The 25,091-nt window shown below is 61.8% G+C and carries 18 protein-coding genes; 3 read left to right on the top strand and 15 right to left on the bottom strand.

Translation table 11 applies throughout. The annotated features are described in order from the left end of the window. Positions 1 to 119: 119 nt before the first annotated feature. Positions 120 to 1,052, top strand: a complete 933-nt coding sequence (tal, locus tag AQS8620_RS03735; protein ID WP_085835636.1) for a transaldolase — start codon at positions 120 to 122, stop codon at positions 1,050 to 1,052. Positions 1,053 to 1,188: 136 nt separating this feature from the next. Here the strand turns inward: tal and iolB are convergent, their stop codons facing one another. From iolB to AQS8620_RS03680, 11 genes are all read right to left on the bottom strand, one after another. Beyond that, positions 1,189 to 2,016, bottom strand: coding sequence for a 5-deoxy-glucuronate isomerase (gene iolB, locus AQS8620_RS03730; protein ID WP_085835506.1), 828 nt, complete (start codon positions 2,014 to 2,016; stop codon positions 1,189 to 1,191). Between the two features lie 10 nt (positions 2,017 to 2,026). Then, positions 2,027 to 3,865: a 3D-(3,5/4)-trihydroxycyclohexane-1,2-dione acylhydrolase (decyclizing) gene (iolD, locus tag AQS8620_RS03725; RefSeq protein ID WP_085835505.1), complete on the bottom strand. Its 1,839-nt coding sequence runs from the start codon at positions 3,863 to 3,865 to the stop codon at positions 2,027 to 2,029. Next, positions 3,862 to 5,784 carry a bifunctional 5-dehydro-2-deoxygluconokinase/5-dehydro-2-deoxyphosphogluconate aldolase gene (locus AQS8620_RS03720; protein WP_085835504.1) on the bottom strand — a complete coding sequence of 641 codons (1,923 nt, stop codon included), beginning with the start codon at positions 5,782 to 5,784 and terminating at the stop codon, positions 3,862 to 3,864. Before AQS8620_RS03720 ends, iolD begins: the two co-directional genes overlap by 4 nt. Positions 5,785 to 5,918: 134 nt before the next feature. Next, positions 5,919 to 6,713 (bottom strand): MurR/RpiR family transcriptional regulator, encoded by a 795-nt coding sequence (locus AQS8620_RS03715; protein ID WP_085835503.1) that lies wholly within the window; start codon positions 6,711 to 6,713, stop codon positions 5,919 to 5,921. Positions 6,714 to 6,766: 53 nt separating this feature from the next. Then, positions 6,767 to 7,897 (bottom strand): OpgC family protein, encoded by a 1,131-nt coding sequence (locus AQS8620_RS03710; RefSeq protein ID WP_085835502.1) that lies wholly within the window; start codon positions 7,895 to 7,897, stop codon positions 6,767 to 6,769. 1 nt (position 7,898) lies between these two features. After that, a complete protein-coding gene (gene mdoH, locus AQS8620_RS03705) occupies positions 7,899 to 9,704 on the bottom strand; it encodes a glucans biosynthesis glucosyltransferase MdoH (RefSeq protein ID WP_085835501.1) in 1,806 nt (601 codons plus the stop codon). Between the two features lie 3 nt (positions 9,705 to 9,707). Next, positions 9,708 to 9,920: a hypothetical protein gene (locus tag AQS8620_RS03700; protein WP_085835500.1), complete on the bottom strand. Its 213-nt coding sequence runs from the start codon at positions 9,918 to 9,920 to the stop codon at positions 9,708 to 9,710. After that, complete coding sequence (locus AQS8620_RS03695; RefSeq protein ID WP_085835499.1) at positions 9,902 to 11,581, bottom strand: OpgD/OpgG family glucan biosynthesis protein; 1,680 nt, start codon at positions 11,579 to 11,581, stop codon at positions 9,902 to 9,904. The genes AQS8620_RS03700 and AQS8620_RS03695 overlap by 19 nt, the downstream gene beginning before the upstream one ends. Before the next feature lie 268 nt (positions 11,582 to 11,849). Next, positions 11,850 to 13,688 carry a dihydroxy-acid dehydratase gene (ilvD, locus tag AQS8620_RS03690; protein WP_085835498.1) on the bottom strand — a complete coding sequence of 613 codons (1,839 nt, stop codon included), beginning with the start codon at positions 13,686 to 13,688 and terminating at the stop codon, positions 11,850 to 11,852. A gap of 120 nt (positions 13,689 to 13,808) precedes the next feature. Continuing rightward, positions 13,809 to 14,888: an AbrB family transcriptional regulator gene (locus tag AQS8620_RS03685; RefSeq protein ID WP_159453191.1), complete on the bottom strand. Its 1,080-nt coding sequence runs from the start codon at positions 14,886 to 14,888 to the stop codon at positions 13,809 to 13,811. Between the two features lie 141 nt (positions 14,889 to 15,029). Next, positions 15,030 to 15,725, bottom strand: a complete 696-nt coding sequence (locus tag AQS8620_RS03680) for a hypothetical protein (protein ID WP_085835635.1) — start codon at positions 15,723 to 15,725, stop codon at positions 15,030 to 15,032. A gap of 709 nt (positions 15,726 to 16,434) precedes the next feature. On the opposite strand from AQS8620_RS03680, the gene AQS8620_RS03675 reads away from it, so the two are divergent. After that, positions 16,435 to 17,739, top strand: coding sequence for an AAA family ATPase (locus AQS8620_RS03675; RefSeq protein ID WP_085835496.1), 1,305 nt, complete (start codon positions 16,435 to 16,437; stop codon positions 17,737 to 17,739). Then, positions 17,736 to 18,836: a ParB/RepB/Spo0J family partition protein gene (locus AQS8620_RS03670; protein WP_085835495.1), complete on the top strand. Its 1,101-nt coding sequence runs from the start codon at positions 17,736 to 17,738 to the stop codon at positions 18,834 to 18,836. The genes AQS8620_RS03675 and AQS8620_RS03670 overlap by 4 nt, the downstream gene beginning before the upstream one ends. A gap of 77 nt (positions 18,837 to 18,913) precedes the next feature. Here AQS8620_RS03670 and AQS8620_RS03665 read toward each other — a convergent pair whose 3' ends face one another. From AQS8620_RS03665 to AQS8620_RS03650, 4 genes are all read right to left on the bottom strand, one after another. Continuing rightward, on the bottom strand, positions 18,914 to 21,118 hold the full coding sequence (locus tag AQS8620_RS03665; RefSeq protein ID WP_085835634.1) for a hybrid sensor histidine kinase/response regulator: 2,205 nt from the start codon (positions 21,116 to 21,118) through the stop codon (positions 18,914 to 18,916). 17 nt (positions 21,119 to 21,135) lie between these two features. Then, on the bottom strand, positions 21,136 to 22,338 hold the full coding sequence (locus AQS8620_RS03660; RefSeq protein WP_085835494.1) for an FIST N-terminal domain-containing protein: 1,203 nt from the start codon (positions 22,336 to 22,338) through the stop codon (positions 21,136 to 21,138). Positions 22,339 to 22,379: 41 nt separating this feature from the next. Continuing rightward, positions 22,380 to 23,078 carry a LuxR C-terminal-related transcriptional regulator gene (locus AQS8620_RS03655; RefSeq protein ID WP_085835633.1) on the bottom strand — a complete coding sequence of 233 codons (699 nt, stop codon included), beginning with the start codon at positions 23,076 to 23,078 and terminating at the stop codon, positions 22,380 to 22,382. Between the two features lie 162 nt (positions 23,079 to 23,240). Further along, entirely contained in the window at positions 23,241 to 24,968 is a 1,728-nt protein-coding gene (locus AQS8620_RS03650) for a PQQ-dependent methanol/ethanol family dehydrogenase (protein WP_143267415.1), read from the bottom strand. Positions 24,969 to 25,091 lie beyond the last annotated feature (123 nt).

Raw genomic sequence — 25,091 nt, 5'->3', positions numbered from 1 at the left:
CCCCACACCGCAGATGCACTGCCCCTTGTCATGCGCTAACACCCCGCTTACACCTTTGCGCAATTGGCCCGATGTGCCGCGCGTGCGGCGCAAAACGAACCGAATTGGAGGACCCGAACATGACCAGCAAACTCGACCAGCTGCGCGACCTGACGGTTGTTGTCGCCGACACCGGCGATGTGGACGCTGTCAAAGCGATCAAGCCGCAAGATTGCACCACCAACCCCTCGATTGTGCTCAAAGCGCTGTCGAGCCCTTATTTCAAATCGGCCTTTGATGCGGCCGTTGCCAAAGGCGGCACGCCCAATGACATCGCTGACGAGCTGACCATCGATGTGGGTGCCGAACTGGCCGGTATCGTGCCGGGCTATGTGTCGACCGAAGTCGATGCCCGCCTGTCCTTCGACACCGAGGCCTCCATCGCCAAGGCGCATAAAATCATCAAGATGTACGCGGATCGCGGCATCGGCAAAGAGCGCATCCTGATCAAACTCGCGTCCACCTGGGAAGGGATCAAAGCCGCCGAAGTGCTGGAAAAAGAGGGCATCACCTGCAACCTGACGCTGCTGTTTTCCATGGCCCAGGCCGTGGCCTGCGCAGACGCCAATGCCACGCTGATCTCCCCCTTCGTGGGCCGCATTACCGATTGGTACAAAAAGGCCGAGGGCGTGGACAGCTACCTGCCCGACGAAGACCCCGGCGTGAAATCGGTGCGTGCGATTTACGACTACTACAAATCCAACGGCATCAAGACGATCGTCATGGGCGCTTCGTTCCGCAACACCGACCAGATCGAAGCCCTGGCCGGCTGCGACCGCCTGACCATTTCCCCCGACCTGCTCAACAAACTCGACGCGGATACGGGCGATTTGCCGGTGAAACTCTCGGCAGACAAGGCCACGGGTGTTGCCAAAATCGACATGGACGAGGCGACCTTCCGCTGGATGATGAACGAAGACCCGATGGCGACCGAAAAAGTGGCCGAGGGCATTCGCAACTTCAACAAGGACCACGACAAGCTGCTGGGCATGATCGCGGATGCGTTGAAATAAGGCTCTGATCCGGCCATTAGAGACAAAAAGCCGCGCGGGGGAGTTCTCCGCGCGGCTTTCCTATGTGCCGTGACTGTTTGGCCCTGAATCACGGCACGTCCCGTCCCCTCAAATGGGAGCTTGCAGGTGCGGGAATTCAGTCTTTGGGCAGATCGCGCTGGTAGATCCAGTCGTGATCGGGATGGTTTTTGAACCGCCAGTTGCGCCGCGGTCCGGCCATCACGTTAAGATAATACATCTCGTAGCCATAGGGCACGCCGCAGGGGTGGTGGCCTTTGGGGACCAAAACCACATCGCCGTTGGACACGGGAATGGTTTCGTCCAGACTGCCGTCCTCGGTGAACACCCGTTGGATGCCATAGCCCTGCGCGGGGTTGAGGCGGTGGTAATAGGTTTCCTCGAGATAGGTCATGTTGGGATAGTCATCCTCGTCATGACGGTGCGGCGGATAGGACGACCAGTGGCCCGTGGGCGTAAAGACCTCTGTCACCAACAGGCTGTCGGCCACGTCGTCGGCCTCCATCGCGATGTTCAAAATATGGCGCTCGTTGGTGCCCTTGCCGCGCACGGCCATCGGGCTTTGGGGCAGAACCTGCGCCTTATGCCCGCCCTTGCCCGGCGCGGTGCAAACGGCCAGCGTCAGATCGGTGGTCGCGGTGGCTTCCCAAGCCGCGTCATTGGGGATGTAGACGCAAAAGGGCGGCAGCTTTTCGAACACATCCATGCGTTCGCCAAGCTCGCCGAACTCTTGCCCCGCGCCCGACACACGCGCCTTGCCCTCGACGAGCACAAGGATCACTTCGCGATCCCCCGTCGCCTCGGACACGGTTTCACCGGCCTTCAATTTATACAGGCCAAAGCCGACATAGCCCCAATCGGGCGACAACGGCCCTTTGGCGTTTTGCACGGTGATATCGTGGACCTTGCCCGCGGTGCCGCTGGCTTTTCGTAACAGTTCGCTCATCGTGTCCTCCTCAGTTCAGGGTATAGCGGCGGTTGACCTGCGCCACATACCCGTCACGGGCGTCGTTGACTTCCTTGCGTGGGCTGACCTCGGGGACGGCGACGTCCCACCAGTGGCCGCCCACACCGCTGTCCTTGATGCTTTCGGTATCGATTACGATGACATGGCTGCGCTCGGACTGACGTGCGCGCCCCATGGCCTCTTCCAGCTCGGCGATGCCTGCAACTTTTTCGGAAATCGCCCCCATCGAGGCCGCGTGACCGACGAAATCGATCCAGTCCTCGCTGACTTTATTGGGCACCGAGGCGTGCAGGTTGTTAAACATCCGCCCGCCGCATTCCATTTGCAAACGGTTGATGCAGGCGTAGCCACGGTTGTCGAGCAGCACGATGATGATCTTGAGACCATGCATGACCGAGGTCTGCAATTCGGCGTTGAGCATCATGTAGGACCCATCGCCCACCATGACGACCACATCGCGCTCGGGATGCGCCATGCGCGCCCCAAGACCGCCCGCAACCTCGTAGCCCATGCAGGAATAGCCATACTCAAGGTGATAGCCATTGGGTTCGGCCGCGCGCCACAAACGGTGCAACTCGCCGGGCAAACCGCCCGCCGCACAAAGCACGATCCCGCTGTCGTCCAGGCTGCGCTGCACGGCGCCGATCACATGCTGATCGCGCGGCAAAGCGCCATCTGTGGGCGCCGCCGTCACCGCCTCGATGGTCTCGTACCAATCGCTGCGCAGCTTGGCATCCGGCTCGGGCGCTTTCCAATCGCCAAGCGCCTCGGAGAGGGCCAAAAGCCCCACAGCCGCATCCGATACCAGCGGAACAGCGCCTTTTTTGGTGCTGTCAAAAGGGGTCACGTTGAGCGAAATCATCTTGCGATCCGCGTTGCCAAACACGCCCCAGGAGCCGGTGGTGAAATCCTGAAACCGCGTGCCAACGCCCAGCACGACATCGGCCTTGGCCGCAACCGTGTTGGCGGCGGTGCCCCCCGTGACGCCGATGGAGCCAAAGTTCATCTCGTGACGCCAGCTCACCGCCGAACGCCCCGCTTGGGATTCGGCTATGGGAATGCGGTGTTTGGCGGCGAAATCCGCGAGCTCTTTGGACGCGCCGGCATACAACACGCCCCCGCCGCAGATGATCAGCGGATCTTTGGCGGTTTTGAGGATCTCGGCGGCGCGCATCACTTCGCGCGGATCGGGGTGGACGCGACGCCGGGTCCAGACCTGCGGCTCAAAGAAATGTTCAGGGTAATCATAGGCTTCGGCCTGCGTGTCCTGACAAAACGCCAGCGTCACCGGCCCGCAATCCACGGGATCGCTCAAGACGCGCATCGCGCGCGGCAAGGCCGTCAGCAGATGTTCGGGGCGCGAAATGCGGTCGAAATAGCGCGACACGGGGCGGAAACAATCGTTCGCAGAAACCGTGCCATCGTCGAAATCCTCGATCTGTTGCAACACGGGATCGGGTTCGCGGTTGGCAAAGACATCGCCCGGAATGAACAGAACCGGCAGGCGGTTCACATGCGCCAGCGCACAGGAGGTGACCATATTCGTCGCCCCCGGCCCGATGGAGGAGGTCACCGCCATCGCCTGTTTACGGTTGCACGCTTTGGCAAAGGCAACGGCCGCATTGCCCATGCCCTGTTCGTTGTGACCGCGATAGGTCGCAAAACTGCCGTCGAGGTCGGCATTGGCCAGCGCCTCGCCGATGCCGGCGACGTTGCCGTGACCAAAGATCGCCCAGATGCCGGGGATCAGGGCCTCGCCCTCCTCGTTTTTCTGCACGCTCAAATATTTGACCATGGCCTGTGCGGCGGTCAGACGGATCGTGTTCATGCGGGTTCTCCCTCGCGGACCTGCGCCTGTGCGCGCGCCGCGTCCCAGATCGCGCAAAGCGCGGTGTAGTTTTCGGCCATCATGCCGATTGCGGCGTCATCTGCAATCTCGCCCGCAAGCCAGCCCTGTGCCGCTTCGCCAAAGATCGTGCGCCCGACCGCAAAGCCGCGCACCAGCGGGTATTTGGCCGCCACTTTGAACGAGGCTTCCAGTTCCGCCTGCGCCGCCGCAAGGCCAAGCACCACGATGCCACGGGTGTGACGGTCATGGGCCTCGATCGCCGCGACGACCTTGTCCCAGGCGGCAGAGGTTTTGAGCGGCTCCAGCTTCCACCAATCGGGGTAAACGCCGATCTCGTAAAAGCGGTTGATGATCTGCGCGGTGGTGTCGTCATTCACCGGACCCGCCTTGGAGGGGATCACTTCGAGCAGGAATTCCAACCGGTTGCGCCGCGTGGCCTCAAAGAGGCGTTTGACGCTGGCCTCTTGTTCGGCGCGCATTTCGGCGCTGTCGTCGGGGTGATAGAAACACAGCACCTTGACCACATGCTCGCGCGGCCATTCGTTCAAACCGCCACAATCCAGACCGATCTCGCCCTCAAAGGTCAGCGGACGCGAGCCCGGGAATTCCACCGGTCGCCCGATCCACAACCCGGACCCCGCCGCCTGATACAGCGCCGTGCGCCCCACGCGCCCGTCACACAAAATACCATAGCCCTTGCGCCCGTCCGCGACCTGATGCGCGGATTTGAGACAGAGCGTCTTGAACATGTCGATGCGCTCAGGGGTTGCGCCCTCGAGGTCTTCAAGTTGCATCCGGTGGTCAAAGGCGAAAACGCGCATCGTCGTCCAATCGCCCTTGCGGTTCGTGGACCAGTGGATTTGCTCCAGTGCCGCATCCTTGCGCAGGGCGGGTTCCACCACGCCGCGCTTGAGGAAAAAGTCGAGCTCCTCAAGGCTTGGGTAGGCGGGGGTGCAGCCATGGCGCGACACGGCAAACGCCCCGCAGGCATTGGCAAAGGTCAGCGCGGTTGGCCAATCCTCACCGGTCAGCCAGCCCTTGAGCAGACCCGACATAAACCCGTCGCCCGCGCCCAGAACATTGAACACTTCGATGGGAAAGCCGTCGCCGCGCTGCCCGTCATCCAAGCTGTCGGGAATGTCGCCCGCGAAAACGACCGCACCATCGGCACCGCGTTTGCACACCAGCGTGGCCTTGGACACCGCGCGCACCGCTTTGAGCGCGGCGATCGTGTCGGTCGTGCCACCAGCGATGTGGAATTCTTCCTCGGTGCCGACGATGAGATCGAAAAAGTGCAGGCTGGTTTGCAACTTGGCCGTCACGGCGGCGCTTTCGACAAAGCGGCTTTCGCCGTCCCCATGGCCCGCCACGCCCCAAAGATTGGGGCGATAATCAATGTCGAGCGCGGTGCGCGCGCCGTGTTTGCGCGCCAGTTCCAGCGCCTTGAGCGTCGCCGCTTCGACCTGCGGATTGGACAAATGGGTGCCCGTGGCGGTCACGCAGCGCGCCGAGGCGATGAAATCCTCGTCGATGTCATCCGTGCTCAGCGCCATATCGGCACAGTTTTCGCGGTAAAAAATCAGCGGAAACTGGTCCTCGTCCCGAATCCCGAGCAACACCAGCGCTGTCAGGCGCTCTTCGTCGGTTTTGACACCGCGCACATCGACGCCCTCTTTGACCAGTTGCTCGCGAATGAAACGCCCCATGTGTTCGTCGCCCACACGGGTGATCAGCGCGGACTTCAGACCCAAACGCGCGGTCCCCGCGGCAATGTTGGTCGGGCTGCCACCGATGTATTTCTCAAAGGAGCCCATATCCTCGAGACGGCCGCCGATTTGCGCGCCGTAAAGGTCTACGGACGAGCGCCCGATGGTAATCAAATCCAGTGTCTTTTCCATGTCGCGCGTACCTCTCTCACGTGCCGCCCTGCCCTGTCCCCACGGGGACCGATCCGGGGCTCCATCCCTTGAGGTAGAATGTATATTCCAAAAATTAATTTGGCAATTTTTTTATTCTACGCAAAGTCAGCACCTTAGTCCACGCGCGCGGCGCCGACGCTTAACGCCAGCGTCATGGCCAGTGTCAGCGCGGCGCTGAGACCGCGAAACTGGCGCACTTCCTGTTCGGGCACGCAGAGCACCGCTTCGGCCTTTGCCCCCAAGGGGGTCAGCCGCGTATCGGTGAACAAAACAACCGGAATCGCGCGATCCAGCGCCGCCTGCGCGCCGTCCAGCGTCTCGTTGGAGAAGGGGGCGAAACTGATGGCGATCAACGCATCGCCCGCCACAATCGCCCCCCCCGCGTCAAGCGCGGCAACGCGGTCGTGCAACACCACCGGCACCCCGAGTTTCTCGAACAAATAGGTCATATGGGCGGCCACCGCAAAAGCCCGGCGCATGCCCATGACGTGAATCACCCGCGCCTTGGCCAGCACCCCGACCGCCCGTTCGAGCTGCGCAGGATCAAGCGCATCCAGCGCGCCCTCGAGCGACTGGATCGCTGCATGGGTCAATTCGGTGTGGATCGATCCACCGCCCTCTTTGAGCGCGCCCAGACGTTCGGAATAGGCGGGCCGCTGGGGTTCGAACCCCGCGCGATACAGGCGCTGCACCTCGGAATAGCCCGAAAACCCCAGCATCTTGCAAAAGCGGATGACAGCGGAAGGCTGCACATTGGCGGCGGCGGCAAATTCGGCCGTTGTGGTCACCGCCAGACGGTCCCCCGCCGCAAGCATGTAATTGGCGCATTGCAGCATCCGCTCGGGCAAATCCGGGCCAAGATCATGGATGCGCGCGTGAAGCGCGGCAATGCTGTCCGGTGTCGTCATCGGGTCCCCCTGTTTTGCCGCAACGCTAGGCGCAATTGCGCCCCCAGCGCAAGTCAGCGGCTAACAGGTTGAGAAAGCTGCCATTTTATCCGCGCAAATCCCATTTGCACAATCAACCCCGCGAAAACATAGCTGGTATCAAACACCCAAGTGTCGTTGACCAGTGCCGCTTTCCACGACTGCCCCAGAATCGACAGCACCGTGCCAAGGGCAAAAACCGGCAATCCGAACCGCCCCATCAGACTGACGGGCGCGACCCATCTGCTGGCCGACAGCCGTGTCACCCACGGCTGGCTCGACAGGAAGTAAACCAGCAAAAGGATATGCAAAAGCCGCGGTGCCGCGAGGAAGGTCTTGTCGAAATTCACCAGATAGAACGGCGCACCGAGGTCACCAAGCCAGCGCAAGCCGCCCCGCCCGAGGGTCGCAATCGCCCCGACCTGCACCCACAAAGCGCAAAACACAAGCAACGCAAGCGCGCCCCAGACGGCCCAGGCCCGCAGGGGCACAAGACGCCGCCCCTCCTTGAGGCACATGCCGCTGGCAAGGCCGATGGCGAAGAGAAACTGCCACGCGAAGGGATTGAAAAACCACCCGCCGGGATTGGGATAGGCCGGTAAATTCAGCCGAAATTCCCCCGCACAGACCCAAAGCACAAAGGACAGGCCCAGCATCACCGGCAAGGATTTGCGCGCGATGAGGATCATCAGCGGCGCAAGGATCAACAGGGCGGCATACATCGGCAGGATGTTGAGATAGCCGAACTGGTGGCCCAAGGTCGCGATGCCGATTGTCGATTGCACCGGCGCGCGCATCCAGGGGCCGACGTTGTTGATCGTCCACATTTTCGGCGCATCAAACCACAGCGCCGCCGCCAACATGATCGCAAGGCAGATCGCCGTGATCACCAGATGCACCGAATACAGCGTCCATGCCCGCCCCCAGCATTTCGCCACGGCGCGCCACAAAGGCAGGGTTGCAAAGGCCCCCGGATAGGCCAGCCCCGCCGCCATGCCCGACATGAACACAAAGCCTTCGGCCGCATCCGAAAATCCGAAGTTGCGGTTGGTCAGCACTTCCAGCGGGTTGCCCGGCACATGGTTGATGAAAATCATCACCAGCGCGAGGCCGCGAAAGAAATCAAGCCGCGGATCGCGGCGGGAAACAAGCGGGGTCTTGGTCATGTCATGCAATCAATTGCGCGCTGGTCGGGGCGCAGGCCTGCGCGGCGGCGCCCTGTGTCCAGTCGCTCAGAATACGCTCGTGATCCTGGATCACCTGCGGCAAATGGCGTTCTTCGGGGGTCAAGAACACCGGCGGGGTCGAGCGCTGCGAGGACAGCCAGACCACGAGCGGCGCGATCACCAGCGGAATGCCGATGGGCAGCACCCAAAGCAGCAAATCGGGTCCGAAGGTCTGGGTAAGGAAAATCACCGCGATCCCCCAGAGCACGATCCACCAACTCGCCGCAAGACTGTCGGCAAAGGTCAGCGATCCGTCGCCGCGCACCTGCGCAGGCCAGCCGCCATCGCGCCCCGAGAGCACCTGTAAAACGGCGCGCGTTTGCCACATCAGCATGATCGGCGCGTTGATCGAAGAGGTCACAAGTTCCACCGACATGCCGCGCAGCGCATTCCATGTCCCGCCAAATCCGGCCACGCGCCCGCGCAGGGCCGCATCGATCAGGATCAGAACTTTGGGAAAGACCAAAAGCCCGAACACCCCCACCGCAACGCCCACGGCTTTGGACGTTTGATCGGAGGGGAAAACGGGAAACAGCTGGAACGGTTCGGGAAAGAAATCCGGTTCGGGCGCGGTCGCTGTCGCATAGAGGTTCGAGGCCAGAAACATCACCCAAAACAGCGGGGCGATGTAACTCAGGATGCCCTGAAAGAACACGAACCGCGACCACGCCTTGAGGCCCGGTGCGGGCAGAAGGCGGATGTGCTGCAGGTTGCCCTGACACCAGCGGCGATCGCGTTTGGCGAAATCGATCATGTTTTCAGGGCCTTCCTCGAAAGACCCCGTCAGGTCAGGATCCACCCGCACCCCCCAGCCTGCGCGTGCAAGCAGGGCGGCTTCGACGTAGTCGTGACTGAGGATGTGACCGCCAAAGGGGGGCGGGCCGGACAATTCGGGCAATGCGCAGGCCTCGACAAAAGCCGGCACACGCACGAGGGCGTTGTGCCCCCAGAACGGCCCCGTTGCGCCCTGCATCGCCGCTTGGCCCTGGGCAAACACCGGCGAGTAGAATCCGGCGGCAAATTGCATCGCCCGCCCGAAGCGCGAGCGTGCGTTCACGATGCGCGGCAGGGTTTGCAGCAGGCCAAGGCGCGGCTCTGCCTGCATCCGGCGCACCATTTCGGCAATCGTCGCCCCGTCCATCAAACTGTCGGCATCCAAAATCAGCGCGAAATCGTAGCGCGCGCCGGAGCGCTCGAAGAAGTCCTGAATGTTGCCCGCTTTGCGCCCGGTGTTGCGCGCGCGACGGCGGTAGAAAAACCGGGGCTCCTGCCCGTTTTCCACCCGCGCGTCCTGCTTGCGATCGTCCCACAGCCGCACGAACCAGCGTTCCTCTGCGGCAGCGACCGTTGCATCCTGCGTGTCCGACAGAATCGCGAAGTCGAAATGCGCGCGCAACCCGTGGCGCTCGAGCGCGTCATCCATCGCCGCCACGCGCGCGAAAACGGCGGTGGGGTCTTCGTTGTAGACGGGCATCAAAATGGCCGTGCGGGTGGTGATCGGCGTATCGAGCGGCGCAGGCGGGGCCTTGGCAGAGATCAGCCCCTCGACCGATTGCATCGCGCCCCACGCAAGCCAGAAAGTGGTGATAAACACCAGCGCCGCGCGCAGACCATCCACAAGCTGATAGCCATCCGCCGCACCGAACTGCAAAAACAACGCCGCCGCCCCGGCCCCAAGGCCGATGCTGACCAGCAAGGCAAAGGCGCGTGCGGAAAATGCGCCCACCGACGCGCCACTGCGGGTCATGGATTAGCGGCCCCGCGCGATCCGGCCCTTAACAGGAACCAGCGCCCCCAACAGGCCGAGCACCGAAAACGATGCGCCTTCAAGAACTTGCCGTTGCATAACCATCGGGGCCTCGGGCAATGCGCCCCGTGCCAGAACGTCGTTCTGGCGGGCGATACCCTCAAGCGCCTCGTTGGAATGTGTCGTGGAATTGGGCGTCATGAGCTGCGCATCCATTGATAAATCCAGGTCTCTGTTAACTTGCGACCAAAACCTGCGACATGGGCCACAAGTTCCACAAGACGTTCATTTTGTCCGTCAACATCAATCACCAGACGCCACATGGTGGTGCCATCGACTTTTGAAAGGGCAATGTGCTGAATTTTTCCGCCCGAGAGAGTCACCACCGGCTCCAGATCCTCAGCCGCCGCGCTCGAGAGGCCCGCCATCAGCCCCCCGTCAAAATCGATGACGAACTTGCGCAATTTGGGATCGACATCGGACACGCCAGAGGTGCCCCCCTGCCCTGCCAACGTGTTGACGATCCAGGCACGATCCCCGTCACGATCCGTGCCCAAAGCGCCCCAGCGCAGGCGGTAATCATAGGCCCGCATTTCACCGGCTTTGGGTTTGTTCGAGGGCACCCAGAAGGACACGATGTTGTCGTTGCCCTCCAGATCGGAAGGAATTTCCACCAATCGCACGGCCCCTGTGCCCCAATCGCCCTTGGGTTCGATCAAGACCGAGGGGCGGTCCTGATAATGGGCGCCCGCGTCCTGATAGTCTGCGAAATCGCGGTCGCGCTGGATCAGGCCGAAGGCTTTCATATTGGGTTCGTTCAAATAGGACGAGCCGAGGCGTTGGGGGTTGTTGAGCGGCCGCCACAAGACATCGCCATCGCTGCGCTGCACCATCAGCGCCGAACTGTCGTGAACCTGCGGGCGGTAATCGTCGAAATCGCCGCGGTTCTTTTCGTCAAACAGGAACATGGAGGTCAGCGCCGCAACCCCGAGCTGTTCGACATCGCGGCGAAAATACAGCCGCGACGTGACATCGATGACGGTTTCTTCGCCCGGCGTGATGGTAAAGCCGAAGGCCCCCGTACACGAGGGGCTGTCGAGGGCGGCATAAATCTGGACCGAGGTCTGGCCCTGCGCGGGGCGCACCAGCCAGAAATCGGAAAAGCGCGGGAATTCTTCCTCGCCCGACAGGCCGGTGTTGATCGCCAGCCCGCGGGCGGACAGGCCATAGCTGTTGCCCCGCCCCAAAGCCCGAAAATAGGAGGCGCCGACAAAGGCGACCAATTCGTCGAACATATCGGCGCGGTTGAGCGGCGTGTTCAAGCGGAAGCCCGCAACACCGGGCAAATCGGTATGCTCGGGCACGCGGTCCTTGAGGCCGTTGTAATACAGGAAATCGTCGGTGCTGAAGGTCATCGGCGTTTGAAAGCCGTCGACAACCTCGTTGATATTCACCGTCTCGCGGTACAGCCAACCGGGATGAAAGGCATGCACCTGGAACAGGGCCTTTTCATCGCGCCAGCGCGCGGCCTCGGGGTTGAACTGGATCAGACGATAGGCGTCGTAATCCAGATCGGGAATCACATCCGCCGATTTTGGCGGGGCCACATAGGCGCGGCCCGCTTTGGCCTGCATCTGCGACGACAGCCAGTCGAAATCAAAGGGCAGTGGCTCGGGCGCGGCCTCGACCACGGGCGCGGCGGGCGGCGTGACAACAGGATCGGCGGCAGCGGGCGTTTGGCCCTCTGGGGCAGTTTCCTGCGCAAAGCTGCGCCCCGCAAAGGCAAGCGCTGCGGTGGAGCCTGTCAAAAGTGTCAGGACAGAACGACGAGTGAAACGGCCACAAGCGGGCCGCAAAAGAACTGAAGTATCAGGCATCGAACCTATAATTTTCCCGTGCATCCGGCACCTGCAACACGACTCACCCGTGTAACAGTGCCATGACGTTGGTCCAATTATGGCGAGTTTTGCTGCACTGCCACAAGATTCTGCTGAAGACGTTGAGTTTGGGCCGTTTTTCGCGAATGCGGGTGCAGAATGACAGGGGAACTCCGCCTAAATTGCAGGCGCTTGTCGAAAAACCGCGCCCCGATACCGCCCCGCCCGCGCCCCCTGCCAATCGGGCAGAGGGCGGGTTTGGAAACGATCAGGTTTTGGGCAAAATCCGCACAGCACCCTTGGCCGCAGAGGAGGCCAGCATCGCGTAGGCTTTGAGCGCGGTCGACACCGCCCGTTCGCGTTTTTCCACCGGCGCCCAGGGCAGATCGCCCTTGGCTTCGCGCCGCGCCGCCAGTTCGTTGTCGGGCACGGCGAGGTGGATCGTGCGGTTGGGGATGTCGATCTCGATGGTGTCGCCGGTCTCGACCAGACCGATCAGACCGCCCTCTTCCGCTTCGGGGGAGACATGGCCGATCGACAGACCGGAGGTGCCCCCCGAAAAGCGCCCGTCCGTCAGCAGGGCGCATTTCTTGCCCAGACCTTTGGATTTGAGGTAGCTCGTCGGATAGAGCATTTCCTGCATCCCCGGACCGCCGCGCGGACCCTCGTAGCGGATGACGACGATATCGCCCTCCTCGACCTTGTTGGTCAGGATCGCGTTGACCGACGCGTCCTGGGATTCAAACACCTTGGCCTTGCCGGTAAAGGTCAGGATGCTGTCATCGACGCCGGCGGTTTTCACGATACAGCCGTCTTCGGCCACATTCCCAAAGAGCACGGCCAGACCGCCATCCTTGGAAAAGGCGTGTTCTGCCGAGCGGATCACGCCGTTCTGGCGGTCGCTGTCGGTTTCCTTGTAGCGGTTCGAGGTCGAAAACGCTTCCGTGGTGCGCACACCACCGGGCGCCGCGCGGTAGAACTGGTCCACCTCGGGATCGTTGGACACTTTGATATCCCATTTGGAAATCGCCTGCGCCATCGTGTCGGAATGGATCGTGGGCACATCGCCGTGCAAAAAGCCGCCGCGATACATTTCGCCCAGAATGGCGAAAATGCCGCCCGCGCGGTGCACGTCTTCCATGTGGACATCGGCCTTGGCGGGGGCGACTTTGCACAGCACCGGCACTTTGCGGCTCAGACGGTCGATGTCATCCATGCTGAACTGCACCTCGCCCTCATGGGCAATGGCCAGCAGGTGCAACACGGTGTTGGTCGACCCGCCCATCGCAATATCAAGCGACATGGCATTCTCGAAGGCCTCAAACGTCGCGATGTCGCGCGGCAACAGACCCTTTTCCTCGCCCTCGTAGTGGCGTTTGGTGATGTCGACGATTTTCGAACCGGCCTCAAGGAACAGGCGTTTGCGATCCGCATGGGTCGCCAGCGTCGACCCGTTGCCCGGCAGCGCAAGGCCCAATGCCTCGGCCAGACAGTTCATCGAGTTGGCGGTGAACATCCCCGAACAGGACCCGCAGGTCGGGCAAGCGGCACGTTCGATCGCATCGACCTCTTCGTCACTATAGTTGTCATCGGCAGCGGCCACCATCGCATCGACCAGATCGAGCGAATGCTCCAGATCGTCGATGGTCACTTTGCCCGCTTCCATCGGTCCGCCGGACACGAAGATCACCGGAATGTTCAGACGCATCGCCGCCATCATCATGCCGGGGGTGATTTTATCGCAGTTGGAAATACACACCATCGCATCGGCGCAATGCGCGTTGACCATATATTCCACGGAATCGGCAATGACTTCGCGCGAGGGCAGCGAATAGAGCATGCCGTCGTGTCCCATGGCGATGCCGTCATCCACGGCAATCGTGTTGAATTCCTTGGCCACGCCACCGGATTTTTCAATCTCGCGCGCGACCATCTGGCCCAGATCCTTGAGGTGGACGTGGCCGGGAACGAATTGCGTGAAGGAGTTGACCACCGCGATGATCGGCTTGCCGAAATCGCTGTCGGTCATGCCGGTCGCGCGCCAGAGGCCACGGGCCCCTGCCATGTTGCGGCCATGGGTGGATCTGCGGGAACGATAAAAAGGCATCGGATATCCAATTCTGACGGGCGGTTGTCGCTGGTTGCAGCGTGCAAACCATCTTTGGCACGGAATTTCAATGCGCAGGCGTGCCGATTTGCGCAATTTTCACGGTCGGATCGCGGCTTACTACTTCACAAATCGCGTGATCAGCGCCTTGGCGGGCATGGCCCCTGCGATCACCAAAAAGATCCGCGCAAGGTGCATCGCGGAGACGAAGGGCACAGAGGCCCCCACAGCATAGGCCACAAGCGACATTTCCGCGAGTCCGCCGGGCGAATAGGCGAGCAGGATTTCGGGGATGGCGATGTCGCTTACCTGCGCGATCAACAGGCCAAAGCCGACCGTCATCGTCAAAAGGATCACCGTCGAGCCAAGCGAGACGCCCAATGCCTTGAGGATGAATTTGGTCGATGTTCCCGCAAAACGCGCGCCCAGGGCCGTGCCCAGCACCAGCTGCGCCGCCGAGGTGACGGCCGTTGGCACGGTAAAATCCGTCACATGGGTCAAATGCAGCGTCGCGGAAATCAGCATCGGCCCCATCAGATGGGAGGCCGGCAGCCCGAGTTTGTGCCCCGCAACCTGCCCCACCAGCACCGTGAGGACAAACCACACGACATCCCAGGCGCCCACCCCCGCCATCGAGGTCCAGTTGCGCGTCACAGCCCCAAGGTCAACGCCCGCAACACTCTGAACAATAACGGGAAAAAACAACACGACCAGAAACACCCTTGCGCCGTGCATCAGGGCGATGATCCGCCCGTCACCGCCGCGCGCCTCGCCCATCATGATCATGTCGACCAAGCCACCGGGGGTCGCGGAAAAAAACGAGGTCGGCTGGTCGTAGCCCACCAGTTTGTGCAGATAGACATAGCCCGCGAAGGTCGCGATGCCGAGGTAGGGGATCAGCAACAACAGCGGCACCGTCCAATGCAGCAAGCCGTTGAAAAAATCCGGCGTGAAGGAGGTGCCCAGCATCGCCCCGATCACCCCCGCCATGGGGTTGCGAATACGGTTGGGGCTTAGGACCGGCACCTGCAAAAGCGAGGCAATCAAGCAAAAGCTCATCGCGCCCAGCATCCATGCCAGCGGCAGATGGATCAAAAAGAACAGATATCCGCCAATTGCCCCGATCGCGAGGGCCAAAAGCTGACGCGCCAGACGATTGGGATCAAGGGTCGGTTTCGGGAAGGGTGCTTTGTATACCATTGCATGCCTCGCGGGTGTGTCCCTCAGCTTTAGCCCCCTGCGCGCGAAATATCTACCACCTTCCATCTGCGGCAGATCCAACGGCCCGCCGTCGGCTCTGCACGAAACATGTGACCCTAACCCGGCCTCCAGAGACTTGTTTCAGCCCGAAATCACAACTTCGCTCACGGCCTCATCGACGCCGCGCAGCGCCTTGAGAAGGCGGGCTTGCAGATGTGTGCTGACATAGGAGGCATGGAAACGGGTCGGCGCGCGCAACGTGAGTCGCCCGCCTGCGCGGCTTTCGCGCACCAGCCCCTGCACCCATGCCGCATAGAGGCCCGCATCCTCGCTGTGCAACACGCCTTGTGCCAGCGCCCATTCCGTTCCGCTTGAAAGATCGGGCGCCACCACTTTCCCGCGCACCGGAAGCGGGACGACTTTGACATCCTCTTCGGGCGTGCCCGACATCCGCATCTCGAAATCGGGACCAACCCGCGGCCAGGCGTCGCGCGTGTCCTCGATGATGCGCGCAATGCCCAGACCGTATTCCGTCACCCGCCCGCGCGCGCCTTGCCGTTTGACTTCCAGCCAGCCCATCGCCCGCAGTTTGGCCATTTCGCGTTTGACCGTGCGCTCGTCGACATTCCAAACCCGCGCGATATCGCGCTGGCCCATCGCCAGCTCGTCACGCGCCCAATTGTAGCGCGCCGTCATCAGCGCCATAAGCCGCAGGGCAAGCCGCTGCTCGTGCTTGCCCAAAGCAAGCGCGTGCGCTGCCATGGCCGTGAGAAGATCATATTTCAAAACGGAGGCATTGCGCCCGACCGCTTTCGATGTGGTTCTGCTGACGATCATTTTGCCCTCGATCGTTTCCGGCAGCGCCGGATATTGCCTCAATGCGGAAGATGACCTCCGCTTGGCGCTGGCCCTTGATAGGCTCGGTCCGTTATTTCATGTGCCTGCGATGGCAGATTGCTTTGTGCATCGCTGTGACCGCGTTCTTTGCCCACCGTCACGCCTGTAGCGTTGCCATAGAGCCGGTTAATCTCGGGTTAACTCGGCGTTCTTTGCAGCACTTCCTTAATTTGCGTCCGAACCTTCGATTCTGTCAAGCGAAAGCCGACCAGCGCAGGTCCTGACCAAATCCCGTCTCCAAACCTGAAAAGAATTTGAAGGTATGTTTTTGGTAGAGGGGGACATTCAGCCTGTCCCCTATTGCGGTGAAAATGTCCCCTAATAGGGGATCTTCAGGCCTCAATTCAGGGCAATATGTCCCCGTTTTCACCGATGCGCCGGTTCGATAACACCGCCATTGACCTGCTCAGGGAACTGGCCGATGCACCGCCCAATGAACAGCCAATCCTGTCCGTGAGCGCGGGATGGCGAATCGCAGGAGGCCGTTTTTCGCGCAACGCAGGTTGAAAACACACCCGTTTCACCGTCTTCGAAAAAGAAAATCGCAGAAAACGCTAAATGATGCAATATTCGTTTTTGCGTCCTGCACGAAATCAGCGTAAATAAGAAAGCAACGATAATCTACGTCCCCGCGGGGACAGGAGGCAGCATGTACACCCACGAAGATCTGGCACGGCTTCAGCAACAGTCCCTCAAGATGCAGGGCTGGATCCGACAGCAAACCTTTTCGCCGCAGATGGAAAAGACCCTGCGCCGCTTCTCAAGCTGGGAAGTCGGCGAGCTGATTTTCAAGGTGAACCAATCCACCCTGCGCGGACGCCTTGCCGCCGACCCCTCCTTGCCGCAGGGGCAAGTCGAGGAGGACGGGCGTCAGCGGTGGTACAGCTTGCAAGAGATCAACGAGCTGCGCCGCCGCCTGACGGTGAACCGCCGCTCCCTGATGCCGCCGCGCCCTGCCGGCAAGCGCGCGATCCGCGCCGCCATCGCGAACTTTAAAGGCGGTGCGGGCAAATCCACGGTCGCGCTGCATTTCGCCCATGCCGCCGCCCTTGACGGGTATCGCGTGCTCTGCGTTGATTTCGACCCCCAGGCAACCCTCAGCCATTCGATGGGGATCACTGATGTCGCCGAGGAATACACCGTTTGGGGGGTGATGGCGCGCGATCTCATCCATGAGACCGAGCGGATGAATGCGAACACCCAAGGCGCGGAAACCGGTGCCGCCCTGCCGCAACGCCGCCTGCCGGCCTCGGTGACCGGCATGGGCCTGCGCGACCTGCGCGTCTCCGATTTCATCAAGCCGACAAGCTGGCCCACCATCGACCTGCTGCCCTCCTGCGCCAACGCGGCCTTCGTGGAATTTGCCTCCGCGCAGTACCGCCATCTCAACCCCGAGTGGTCGTTCTTTGCCGCCGTGTCGCGCTACCTCGATGCGATCCCTGATGATGCCTATGACATGATCATCTTCGACTGCCCGCCCGCCATCGGCTATCAGTCGATGAACGCGGTCTTTGCCGCCGATGTGCTCTATATCCCCTCGGGGCCGGGCTATTGGGAATATGACTCCACGACCTCTTTTATCGGTCAGCTTGGCGAGGCGCTTGAGGATCTGTCCCATTTTGACGGCATTGTCCCCGCGGGGACATTGCAATTGCCCAAGGCCTTCCTCGATGTGCGCTTCCTGCTGACCCGCTTCGAGGCGAACAACGAATTGCACCGCGCGATGCAGTCAGCTTTCAGCAAGGTGTTCGGCGATAGATTGGCCGCCAACCCGATCGAAATGACCCGCGCGGTCGAGCAATCCGGTCGCTTCCTGTCGTCGATCTATGAAATCGACTACCGCGAAATGACCCGCGAAACCTGGCGGCGCGCGCGCACCAGTTTCGATCAGGCCTATGAGGAATTCAGGGGCAATCTGATTGCCGCGTGGGATAAACTGGAGGCTGACCAATGAGCAAACGCCGCATCTTTGACATCGACTTTCCCGAAGCCGACACCCCCGCCTCCGACGCGACGCCCCCTGCCCCGCCAAGCGAGGAAACGCGGCGCGGCCCGATGGCGAGCGCGATCAGCGAAAACGCCGATGCGCTGCGCGCGCGCCAGGCCGCCGAAGCCGCGATCCGCGCCGAAAATGACCAGCTGGCCCATGAACATGTGCGGCTGAAACGGCAAGGATTGATCGTCGATCTGATTCCGCTGGACCAGATTTTGACGACCAAACTCACCCGCGACCGCGCTGTGACGCGCGACCCTGATCTGGAGGAGTTGAAAACCTCGATCCGCGAGATCGGCCTGTCCAACCCGATCCGCGTCGAACAAACCGAGGCGGGCTTTGAACTGGTTCAGGGCTATCGCCGTCTCAGCGCCTATCGCGCCTTGTTCGAGGAAACCGGCGATGAGGCCTTTGCCAAAATCCCCGCCGGTCTGGTGGCAAAGGGCGAGGCCCTTGAGGGGCTGTATCGGCGCATGGTCGATGAGAACCTTGTGCGGCGCGATATTTCCTTTGCCGAAATGGCCGAACTGGCGCGCGCCTATGTCGCCGATGACGGTACGCAAGCGCAAACGATCGAAGAGGCAGTGGCCGCTCTCTATGGCTCCGCGGCGCGGCAGAAACGCAGCTACATCCGCCATTTTGCGTCTCTACTCCAGCGGATAGGGTCACATTTGAAGTTTCCCGAAGTCATTCCGCGGGCCTTGGGGCTGGACCTTGAAAAGCTTTTGGCGGACACGGTGGGCGCACAGGCCCAGTTGCGAAACGCCCTGACCGCGCGCATGCCGACGACGCCGGAGGCCGAGTTGGCAGTGCTGCGCGATTTCCTGAAACTCAAAGCGCAGCCCGAGCCGGAGACAGCCGTTAAACCTGCGCCGGGCCCTACCCCTTCCGAGCGTTCGGCCAAAACCACGTTTCGCTGTGCGACCCCGCTGGGGGTGGCGCGCTGCGCTGCGACGGAGGGGCGTATTGAAATCCGCGCCGAGGTCAATTTTGCCTCCAGCGATCCGCAAAAACTGGAAGCGGCCGTTGCGGCCTTCTTCGCCGCGCTGGATCAGTAATCGCGAGTTTATGCCAATTAAGAAGACCCTATTGGCCGCAATAGGGTCTTTTTTGTTGCCTGTCCCCGCGGGGACGTTCACTCGGGGGTCGCGAGAAACCTGTCGATTTCCTGCGGGTCAATCGGCTTGAACAGGATCTTGATCCCTGCCCGCTCGGCCTTGGTTCTGACGGCCTGCGTGCGGTTTGCCGTCACAAGACGCGCGGGCTGCGGGCCGCAACCTGCGCGCAGTTCGAGGATCGTGTCGATGCCATCCATGCCCTCACCCAGTTGCTGATCCACCATCAAGATGTCGGGCGTGATGCCCAGTTCGCCCAGCAGCGCCAAGGCCTCTTCGCCCGAGGCCGCTTCGATCACCGACACACCGCGCCCCTCCAACAAGAGGCACATCGCCCGTCGCAATTCCTCGTCGTTTTCCACGAGCAACACGATGGAGTCGGAATTGAGGCTTTCGCCCGTCCCCGCGGGGACAGCGCGCGGCACAAAGCTATTTGCCGCGCGTAACTGCGAGCGGGGAAGTTCGACGGAAAAACAGGTGCCTTTGCCGGGGTGCGACCACAGATCGAGCGGGTGGCCAAGCTGCGCGCAGGCGCGGTCCACGATTGCCAACCCAAGCCCCATTCCGACGGAAGCCGAGGCAGAACCGCCAACCCGATGGAATTCGCGAAAGATCGCCTGTTGTTCCTCAACGGGAATGCCGGGCCCCGTATCGCGCACTTCCAGCCGGATGCCGCTGGCCGTCTTGCGCGGGCCAACCAGAACACGGCCGGTTTTGGTGTAGCGAATGGCATTGCCGATCAGGTTTTGCAGGATGCGGCGCAGATAGGTGGGGTCGCTTTCGACGACGGCTTTGCAGGGGACGACCGTCAAAGCGATGCCCTTGGCCTGCGCGCTTGGCAGGAATTCATCGGTGAGCTGCGCGAGCAATGGCCCCAAGGGGACAGGCGCGATGTCCACCGCAGCGCGGCCCGATTCAAGCCGCGAAATGTCGAGCAAAGCGCCCAAGATGGATTCCACGCTCAGGAGCGCATTTTGCGCTTTGCCAAGGACAGCCTGCGTCGCGGGATCAGTGACCCCGTCGCCCGCAGAGGCGACAAAGAGCTTCGCCGCTGACAAGGGTTGCAACAGGTCGTGAGACGCGGCTGCCACGAAGCGCGAGCGCGCGGCATTGGCGCGTTCGGCCTGCGATAGCGCGTCCTCAAGGTCGAGCGTGCGTTCCACCACGCGCGCCTCCAGCGTTTCATTGGCGCGGGTGATCGCCGTCAGCGCATCGCGCTCGCGGGTGATGTCGGTAAAACTCATCACAAACCCGCGGTCGGGCATTTCCTCGGCCAGCACGTCGAGGATCGCCTGGTTGCCGCGTTTCAGTTCGAAAGACAGGGCAGGGCGGGGCGTTTCAAGGGCGACCCACGCCAGCAGACGGCTTGCGGTCATCCTGTCCCCGAAGGGCAGATCAGAGCCGAACCGGGCCAATAGGGTCTCTGCCGAGGCCCCGATGCGCAAGCGGGTCATGGGAATGCCCAGCATGTGACCCAGTCGCTTGTTCCACCCCGCAAGGCGCAGGTTGCCATCGAAAATGCAGACACCCTGACTGATGTGTTCAAGCGTGGCGCCGATCATCTTGGCCTGATCGTCGAGCATCCGGCCGCGTTCTTCGCGTTCGTTGAGGATGATGTCGGTCACGTCGGTTTGCAGGATCACCGTCCCGCCGTCCGAGGTGTTATGCTCGCTGACCTGAATCCAGCGGTCGTTGATCAGATGGACGTTGAAAATGACGTGGCGTTCGTGGTGGCGCGATTTGCGCCGGTCGGCCCAGAGATCGGCGGTTTCGCCGGAGGTCAGCGCAAGATAGCGCGAGCGGCTGACCAGTTCGACATAGTGTTCAAAGGTGATGCCCTGGGTCAGCTCGGCGCGAATATCGGGCATGAAGGTAGCGAAACGCGAGTTGAACATAACAAGAACATCGGAGGAGTCAAACAGAGCAAACCCGTCCTGAACAGTCTCTATCGCGCCTGCTAGATTACGTCTGGCCGATTCCGTTTGCCGGTTGGCTTCCGACAGGCGGGCGTTTGATTCATTGAGCAGATCGAGCGCGCGCTCCAGATCCATGGTCCGTTCGCGCACCTGTTCCTCAAGCAACGCGGCGCGTTGGAACTGGGCATAGGCCGCGCCGCGGTCGTCGTTGGTTTGCTCGGCCTGGCGCATCAGGACATCGACGATCGACAACAGCTTTTCGGTGCGGCGTTCGGGACTGTCGGCGGGGTTGATCAGGGCATCGGACAGGCGTGTCATCGCGGGCCTCACGTGTCGCTGGGCGGATAGATGGCAACGCCGGTCATGGTCTGGTTGACATGCATCGACCCAAGCTGTTCGCCATAGGTCGAAAAGCCGCGCGCGTTGTAGCGTTTGAGGATGTCCGACAGCGCGCCGCTGGCTTGTTTTTCCTCTGCCTCCAGTCGCCGCAGGATGCAATCGCAGGCAAGAATGCGGGCAGGGGGCCCGAAGTCGCGCGAGAGGCCCGCAAAAGCCCCCTCCAGATGGGCCACCATGTCGCTGGGTTGGGCAAGCGTCAGGACGAGCCCTTCGTCGATGGCCGAAAAGAACACCAGATCGCCGTTTTCAGCGACCTTCTGGATGGCGCGCACGTGGTGGCGCCCCCCCATGCGCACGACAACGGGATGGGCGGCAAAGGTAAAGCGCGACAGTTGTTCGGGGTCTTTGCCCAGAAGGCGGGCGTATTCGCGCGCGGCAGGTTCTGCATTGATTTCGCGCACGATACGGTTTTGGGGATCGGCGGCGGTCACGACCATGCGTTGATCGGTGGGGATCAGGTGATCAAAATTGAACACTTTCACACGGCAATCCGTGCGCACAAAGGCCAGAACGGCGGCATTTTGCAGGCGTTGATCGCCCGTCAGCACGAAGGTCTCGCGAAAGCGCACCCCATCGCCCGCCGAGCCGCCAAACAGCGGCACGGGGCCGATGCCGGAGGCCAGTGCCGCGGTCAGTTCGTCCTCTTTCACCGAGAGGCCATCCACCAGCAGGAAGGCGAATTCCTGCCCCCAGCGCGGATAGCGGCGCGCCAGCGTTTGGCGGGTGCGGATGAGGTTGGAGACCAGATCGCGGGACGTGCAGGTGTTGAGGTCGGGAATGAGGATGGTTTCAACGCCAAAATGTTCGACCGGAAAGGCGACGGCGACGATGCTTCCCTCGTCATAGCCGAGGTCGGAAATTTCACCCGCTGTGGTGCAGCCCATGATGCGCGTGACGGGAAATGCGTCTCTAAGCTGGCGTTTCAGGGATTGGGAATCGGCCTGCGGCGAGATGAACAGGGTGACGAGAGAGAAGGGGCCAGCGCCCAGTCCGCGCGCGATTTGCAGCGCCGCATCGGGGGCGTCGGCGGGCACGCGCACGGTCGGCACAAGGTCGCGTGGCGGCAAGGGCGTGGTAAACCGCGCAACGGCGGGGGCCGTGTCCGGCCCCGAATCCTGTGATGTGTCCATCGACGCTCTCCTCCCCAGAGACCGGTGATGGTGCGATGGTTTCATGTATCTGGCAAGAGATTGTCGAAATTCGCTTCCATCGCCATCAACACGGCCTGGGTGCGCGATTGGACGCCCAGCTTGCGCATGATCGCGGTGACATGGGCTTTGACGGTGGTTTCGGCAATCGTCAATTCATAGGCGATTTGCTTGTTCATTTTTCCCGCGCAGATCAGTTGCAGGATTTTGGCCTGCTGGCGGGTGAGATGGCTCAGCCGGATCAGCGCCTCTTCCGACTGCGAGGGGGGCAGATTGCGCAGATCGCCCTCGGGAAGTGCGCCTTCGGGGGCAAACACCGCGCCCTTGGCGATGTGGTCGAAGGCCTCGCGAAACACCTCGCGCGAGGAATGTTTGGGCACATATCCGGCAGCGCCGACACGGATCACCGAGCGGATCAGCATGGGTTCGGACATGGAGGAGACCACGACGATCGGCGTGGTCGGGACCATGTTGCGCAGGCGCACCAGACCGTCCAGCCCGTTCACATCGGGCAGGTTGAGGTCAAGGATGATGACATCGGGGGCAGGGGCCCCGTCCAGATGGTCCATGGCCTCATCCAGACGCCCCACGGTTTCGACCGTGTCAAAGCCGACCGCCGCGCTGAGGGTCATCGAAAGAGCATCGCAAAACAGGGGATGATCATCGACGATCAGCGCCGATTTCAGGCCGCCCTCGACGCGGATGCCACTGGTCTGGTTCATGATGCGCCCTTTCACTGTGTACGGGTCCAGAATACCACCAGTTCGCAAACACGCCATTACCGAAAGGTCGAATGCGCGGCGCGCGGCAAAAGGGGCGCCCATAGCAGAACGCCCACCCCGAAGGGCAGGCGCAATGTGTCTCTCATCCAGCCTGAAACAGGCTTATTTCAGCGCGGCAAGCTGTTTGGGCAGTTTGAAGGTCCAGACGGTGCCGCCCTGGTTGAGGTAGTTCACCTTTTTGGCGACTTCCCCGCCCCAGAGAGGCACGGCGCCGCCCCAGCCCGAGGCGACCGTCACATATTGCTCGCCGTCCATTTCAAAGGTGACGGGCTGGCCGACGATGCCCGAACCGGTTTGGAAGGACCACAGTTCTTCGCCGGTTTCATCATCGAGCGCCTTGAATTCCCCCTCGGGCGTGCCAAAGAACACCAGACCGCCCGCGGTGGTCATCACGCCGCCCCAGAGCGGGGCCTCGTTGTGGTAGTCCCATTTGATCTCGCCCGTGTTGGGGTCGATGGCCTTGAGCGAGCCGATGTAATCCTCGAAAATCGGCTTGATCGTGAAGCCCGCGCCAAGGTAGGCCGCGCCCTTTTTATAGGAAATCGGCTCGTTCCAGATGTCCATGCCCCATTCGTTCGAGGGCACGTAGAACAGTTCCGATTTCTGGCTATAGGCCATCGGCATCCAGTTTTTGCCGCCCAGGAACGAGGGCACGGAAAAGATCATTTCGCCCTTGTCGCCGTCTGCGGCGGCAGCGGGGTCGCCCGGACGGGCTTCTTCGATGTAGATCGGGCGGCCATCTTCACCGATCCCGCTGGCCCAGGTGATGTTTTGCACGAAGGGTGTCGCCTGCACGAAAGCACCGTCTTCGCGGTTCAACACGTAAAAGAAGCCGTTGCGATCGGCGGTGGCAAAGCGTTTGTTGCCGTCCTTGTCGACAAAGGGAATCACCTCGTTCACACCGTCGAAATCCCAGCCTTCGCGCGGGGTGGTCTGGTAGTGCCACTTGATTTCGCCGCTCGCGGGATCAATGCCAAGGCGGGAGGCGGCGTAAAGGTTGTCGCCTGTGTTGCCTTCGGTCGGGGTGCCGGCCCCGCGCAGGTGCGAGTTCCACGGCGAGGGGTTGCCCGCCCCGAAGACCAGCGTATCGGTGTCGGCATCGTAGGAGCCGCCAAGCCAGGTCGCGCCGCCGCCGGTTTTCCACATGTCGCCGGGCCAGGTGGCGTTGAGTTCGCCCGTCATCGTGCTTTCTTCACCGTTGAGCGTGCCCATGTGGCCCTCGATCACGGGGCGGGTCCAGACCAGATCGCCGGTTTCGGCATCGCGCGCCTGCACTTCGCCCACCACACCGAATTCACCACCCGAATTGCCGGTGACCACCAGACCGTTCACGATAAGCGGGGCGGCGGTGTAGCTGTAACCCTCTTTGTAGTCGGCGATTTTCTTGTTCCACACGACATCGCCGGTTTTCAGGTCAAGCGCGACGATCCGCGCGTCCAGCGTGCCGAAATAGATATTGTCGCCATAAATCGCGCCGCCGCGGTTGATCACGTCACAGCAGGGCAGGATGCCTTCGGGCAGGCGGGCATCATATTGCCACAGTTCCTTGCCGGTTTTCAGGTCAATGGCATAAAGGCGCGAATAGGAGCCGGTGACATACATCACCCCGTCATAGACGAGCGGCTGGGTTTCCTGCCCGCGCTGCTTTTCCCCGCCAAAGCTGAAGGCCCATGCGGGCACGAGGCCGGAAATATTGTCCTTGTTGAGCGTGTCGAGCGGCGAATAGCGCTGCAGATCGCGCCCCATGCCGTTGGTCAGAATGTCGTTGGGGGTCATTTGGTCGTTGGCGAGGTCTTCCTCGGTCACGCCCGCGCTGACACTGGCGGTCATGCTAAGCGACAAGACAGCGGCCAGCGCCGTGCTTGCCCATGTGGTTGCGAATTTAGTCATCTGGTGTCCTCCCTGATCACCCGCCAGCGCGCCGCGCGGGGGTGCCTTATGTTCACCCCGGGG

It is taken from the genome of Aquimixticola soesokkakensis (genome assembly GCF_900172375.1).
GTDB lineage: Bacteria > Pseudomonadota > Alphaproteobacteria > Rhodobacterales > Rhodobacteraceae > Aquimixticola > Aquimixticola soesokkakensis.
Note: the sequence above shows the minus strand (reverse complement) of the source record. Positions and strands in the feature narration are given on the sequence as shown.